Annotated in this window: 5 protein-coding genes; all 5 read right to left on the bottom strand. The window is 59.1% G+C overall.

The annotated features are described in order from the left end of the window. Positions 1-210: 210 nt before the first annotated feature. Positions 211-741, bottom strand: coding sequence for an ImmA/IrrE family metallo-endopeptidase (locus VGL40_15070; GenBank protein ID HEY3316583.1), 531 nt, complete (start codon positions 739-741; stop codon positions 211-213). Between the two features lie 200 nt (positions 742-941). Next, positions 942-1,100: a hypothetical protein gene (locus VGL40_15075; GenBank protein HEY3316584.1), complete on the bottom strand. Its 159-nt coding sequence runs from the start codon at positions 1,098-1,100 to the stop codon at positions 942-944. Positions 1,101-1,151: 51 nt separating this feature from the next. Then, entirely contained in the window at positions 1,152-2,732 is a 1,581-nt protein-coding gene (locus VGL40_15080) for a DNA methyltransferase (protein HEY3316585.1), read from the bottom strand. 101 nt (positions 2,733-2,833) lie between these two features. After that, the gene (locus VGL40_15085) at positions 2,834-3,739 is read right to left on the bottom strand and encodes a P63C domain-containing protein (GenBank protein ID HEY3316586.1); all 906 of its coding nucleotides are present in this window, start codon (positions 3,737-3,739) and stop codon (positions 2,834-2,836) included. Positions 3,740-4,112: 373 nt separating this feature from the next. Further along, positions 4,113-5,065: ImmA/IrrE family metallo-endopeptidase (locus VGL40_15090; GenBank protein ID HEY3316587.1), on the bottom strand; the 953-nt coding region annotated here is incomplete at its 5' end.

Raw genomic sequence — 5,065 nt, forward strand, 5'->3', positions numbered from 1 at the left:
CTGCAGCCCACGGGTATCTTCGTGAAGGGCACCGACGTGGCGGTCCTCTAGAGCATCTTCGACGTGATGGTCCCACAGATGCCGACAGCCCCCCTCGAGTCCAACGTCCCTCCCTGGGTAGAAGGAAGCGGCCTCGACCCCTCCTATTTCCGCGCCGACTTGCGAGCTCTGCCGGTGAGAAGGGGCTCAACTCCGCTTCCTATCGTGCGGCTAGAGCCCCCCCTTATTGGCCACGACTGCCCCGGGCCGACGCAGGTTGGCCGGCTCCTTCAATCCAAGCTCACCCAGCCGCCTCCCCATCGCCAGCTCGCTCACCGCAAAGAACGTGGCCATCCACTTGGTCTGGCGGACCTCCGGCCAGGTGGCCACAACCAGGTCCTCGGGCATGAGTACGTCGGCCGCGAACTGGTTGGCCTCGCGCTCTCGCCAGTTCTGGGATCGGTCATTACACATGAAATACCCGACATCCCGGCGATGAAGCAGGTAGTGCCCTAGCTCGTGAGCGATCGTGAACCGTTGGCGGGGCCTGTCCATCCGGCTGTTGAAGACGATTACGGGGTCCGGCCGGATCATGAGGAAGCCAACGACGGCCAGACCGAAGTCGCCGGGCTCGACCTGCATACCAAGTCGGCCGGCCAGGGCCTCGATGGGCACGTCCCGCCTCGTCCGCTCCTGGAGCGAGAGGAGGGAAAGCGTCTCCTGAACTGTCCTGGAGACGCGAGCAGAGCTGCGGTACGGCACCGAACAAGCCCCCCTGGGCGAACGCGTGTTCGGTGCTATTCTATCATTTCATCGCCGCGCCGGAAAGCGGCTCCAGGTCTGCTCTTCCTTTCCCGAGGCTGGAAACAAGGCACCAATCTCGGTCGTGGTCCTCCAATCGGAGCAGTCTGCCTGCGGCGGGGCACCCGTCCGCAAAATTGGCCGGCCCAGCTTCATCCGGCCTATTCCCTTACCCGGCGGTTCCGAGCCCGCTGCCATCGGATCTGCTGGACGACGAAGTAGACGGTCAGCCCGAGGAACAACAGAACGGAAAAGATGATGCCGAGGAGATCGAGCAGGCCATTCAGGGCCAAGCTCCACGCGCCGATCATCTTCAGCATGACTGGCCGATCCCTCCTTTGTGGACCCGTAGGGCGAATCTTGGCCGTCAATCAGAGCAGCTGGCCCTGCTCAGTCTTCTTCTTGGATCTCTTGGGGGCACGCTTGAACGTGACGGGCGGACCCCACTGGGGATACTCAAGCTTCTCTCCATGAAGCAACTCCCCAATGCTGATGATCTGCAGACGCGGAAAACGCTGCCCCGGCCAAAGGAGATTCTCATAGAACCCTGCGGAGGCTGCTTCTTGCTTCATCGGACCGGTCGGTTCATGAAGGGTGATGAACGCACCGATGGAAGCCTTCTCGCGCTCCATGACTCCCTTGAGGTCCCGGACCTGACCGGGAGTCGTGTGGCCGCTCTTGACTTGAACTACTATGGTCTTGGCCTTGCCACTTTCGTCGTCAAAGAAGTTGATGCAGCCGTCAATGCCAGTGTCGGCGCCTTTTTTCTTGTCTTGCCCAGGTCGAGCACCGACTAGGTCTACCGCCCACCATTCAAACTGGTAGCGGTTGGCCTCAGCCAGAGCTTCGGCGCTGGCCAAGTCCTTAGGGTCGCCCACCACGCGGTAGGGGCTCAGATCTTTGCCGAAAGAGTCCTCAAGGCGTCGCCTCATCAAGTTTACCGCCAGATAGGTGATGTCAATGCCGATCCAATTGCGGCCCAGGCGTTCAGCCACGGCAACCGCTGTCCCGCATCCGCAAAAGGGGTCCAGGATCAGATCTCCTTCGTTGCTGCTGGCCCTAATTATGCGTTCTAGCAGAGTCTCGGGCTTTTGAGTCTGGTAGTGAATCCGCTCTTTGGCATGGGCGGCAACGGGAGGGAGGTCGATCCAAACGTCTTGAAGGAGCTGGCCCGGCATCTCATCGAGATACCGCTTGTATCGAGGCAATCCGGTCTTCGAGTATACGAGGCGCCCCTCGGCCTCGAAGCGGCTCATGGTTTCCTCCGAATAGCCCCAGAATCGCTTTCCGGGTGGGGCCTGCCCCTTCCAAAGGTACCGACCTCCTGGGCGGTTCGAAGTGACGTCGGAGAGAGTGTAGCGCCTTCCGGTTGGTTCTTCAACGTGCCGGTAGAAGGTTTCGACGTAGCCGGCGTCATAAGGCATGTGCTGCTGGTTCCAGGTCCAGTTCTCGCCCTTTGTGTAGAAGAAGATCACGTCGTGGACTGGCCCATACCGGACCAGACGGTTGTGGGCACTTGTCCTTTGCCAGATGATCTCGTTCCTGAACTGGCCGCCGCCAAAGACTGCGTCCATCAGAAGCTTGATATAGTGGCTCGCCGTCGGATCGCAATGGAGGTAGATGCTGCCCGTCGTCTTGAGGACCCGGTAGAGTTCGACCAGCCGGACGGCCATCATTACAAGGTAGGCCATCATGTCGCTCTTGCCCAGGAAAGAACGAAAGGCCTGAAGCAGGGTCACGAGGCGATGAGGTCCGTTTCTCCCTGCGACGACTTCGTGATAGGCCCGCTCCGATTCAAGGCCCCAGTGCCAGGTGTCCTCAAAAGCGGTGATCTGAGCGGCGGACTTCTCTCCGGTCTTTTCCTCGAAAAGTACGTTGTAACTGGCATTGGAGTTGAACGGCGGGTCGAGGTAAATCAAGTCGACGCTCTGATCACTGACATGCTCCCGCAATATAGTCAAGTTGTCCCCGTAGTAGAGTCTGTTCTTGCAGTCCTCGGTCAGCGCCCACACCCCCGGGTTCTTGAATAGTCCTTAACGGATCCACTTCTCGCTCAGGCTTCATCTTCCAGCCCAAAATCGAGCTCTATCTGCCGTCCAGGAAACGCTCGGCCGAAAAGCCTCCGGAACCCGGCCCAAGAAGAAGAGGCCCTCATTAGCGCTGTGATTACTGCCACATGACTCTGCAAGTGGGGGTGGCCGATGTCGGCTGTAAGGTATTGATGATGCCTCTTCTTCCGATATCCCTTCTCGGTGACTGGATTGAGCTGCCTGAGTTCGTCAAGGACGCCCGGAGGTAGCTTCTCGTAGACCAACTGGCTGGTCAACGCTCCCACCAACTTGGGTCGCTTGACCTGGGGCGGGCTATACTGCCAGCCCATCAACCGAAACATCTCCTCGTAGAACTCATCCGGAAACTCCTTCGTCCAGGGCAGGAACTCCTTGCTCACGTACGCCTCAAGGAGCCGATGGAGGGCATCGCGGTCTCTGTCAGCTTGGTAACCGGTGGCTTCGTCGACCAGTGCGATGATGCCCACGTGGGCGAGGCCTCTCACGATGACCTCGGCTCGCTCTGCGATGTGCTCCTGATTTGACAAGAGAGCCCCGGCCTCGCGGGCCTTGAGGAAGACTGTGCAGATTTCCGGAATGACCGCCGCCTTTATCCCGTAGGCCATGAATCCCTCCCTTGCACGGTACCGGATCGGATTGCTGACCCCGAGCTTCAAACCCTCATCGATAAAGGGTTGGAGGTTCTTGGCTGACATGAAAACGGGTAGGTACACCCCGGCTTCCTTGCTCACGCTCCGCTTGCTCGGAGACCCGCCTCTTGTCCGTCCGAGTGCCTTTGCCATGCCCGTCTCTGAGAATACACGAGTGCCATCTCCAAGGACCGCACAGGGAAGAACCAAGTCCCCTATCTTGATCTCTCCAACGTGAGTCGCCCGCGGTATCTGGCTCAAGACTTGTCCCCCTCTATATCTGATAGCCATCATCCATAAGCAACAACAAAGCAAGAAGGGAGACCGCCTACTTCGGGCTGTCTCCCTTGCTGCCAGAGAGACCTCCCGGCACAAAGGCGTCCTCTAGCGCTTACCCGGTGTCCACCGCTTTCCGCACTTGAGGCAGACCACTTCAACCCTGTTGGCACCGTGGGCCCCACCAACGAGCCCGATAGGACCGAGAAGAACGGCACCGACCGCCGCTTTACCAAGGCTGAATCCTTTCTTGACCGCAGTGAACTGTGTGCTTCCGCACTTGGGACACTTGACCGCGGCTTCCTCCCCCATTTGATCCGTGCCTCCTCTTTTTGTACTCAAGCAAAAGGGAGACGGCCTACTTCGGGCTGTCTCCCTTGCTGTGTTCTGGCGGGACCAGGCCGGCGGCGACGCCCTCTTCCAGGCTCAGCAGCTCGTCCCAGGTCATAAGTAATCCTTTTTTTGAAAGATAAGTCTCCGAGCCGCACGCCTCACAAAACCGGGCGTCACCTGGGTTTAGTCGGCCGCAGCTGCTGTAGCGTCCTTCTTCCTCATTGGTGCAGTTGTTATAGAGGTATAACCCACAGATCCTGCAGAACCGGGCGTCCGCGGAGAAATGAAAATTGCCGCATCGAGGACAGGTGGTAAACCTGTCATTTTCGTCAGTCTCGACGAAACAGTGCTTCGTCTCCACCCAGAGCACCTCCGGAAGCCTAGCCACTATTGTGACCGGGAGACTACTTGGGTCACCGCAGACACTGACAGGGCTCAGATATTGTTCGAAGATACCTTGGAGTGCTTGGTCGCCCGCACAATAGATCTGGTCAAGGCCGTGCATCTGCAGGTCTTTTTCCCTGTTGGCGGAGGCCTGTCGCGACAGGGCGCAGACCACCCCAATATCATCCTGACGCCGCGCCCCAAGGGCCTTGAGAACGGACATTGGCGCCAAAAGTTCGGCGGCAAATGTGTCCGCTTCCCTTTCAAGAACGAAGAGGTCTCGTCGACTGAGGTCGCCACCCATCTGCGACTGATGGAAGTCCCGCAGATGCCCCAGAACAATGTGGCCCACTTCGTGAGCCAGAGACCAGCGGATGCGACCGGGAGACACGACGAGCTCGTTGTAGACGATCCGATAGGCTCTTGCGGCGACGTAATAAAAGGTCAGAGCATGGCCCCCAGGTATCAACCGGACCACTTCTGACCTTGGAAATCCCAATTGCCTTGCCAAGTCGCCGACGGTCATGAGCCCCCAGCCATGGCGCCTGGCAATGGAGAGCGGTTCGACGGGAAGCCACCGGATGCCGTCCCTAG

The organism is Bacillota bacterium (assembly GCA_036504675.1).
GTDB lineage: Bacteria > Bacillota > Sulfobacillia > JAJYWN01 > JAJZPE01 > DASXUT01.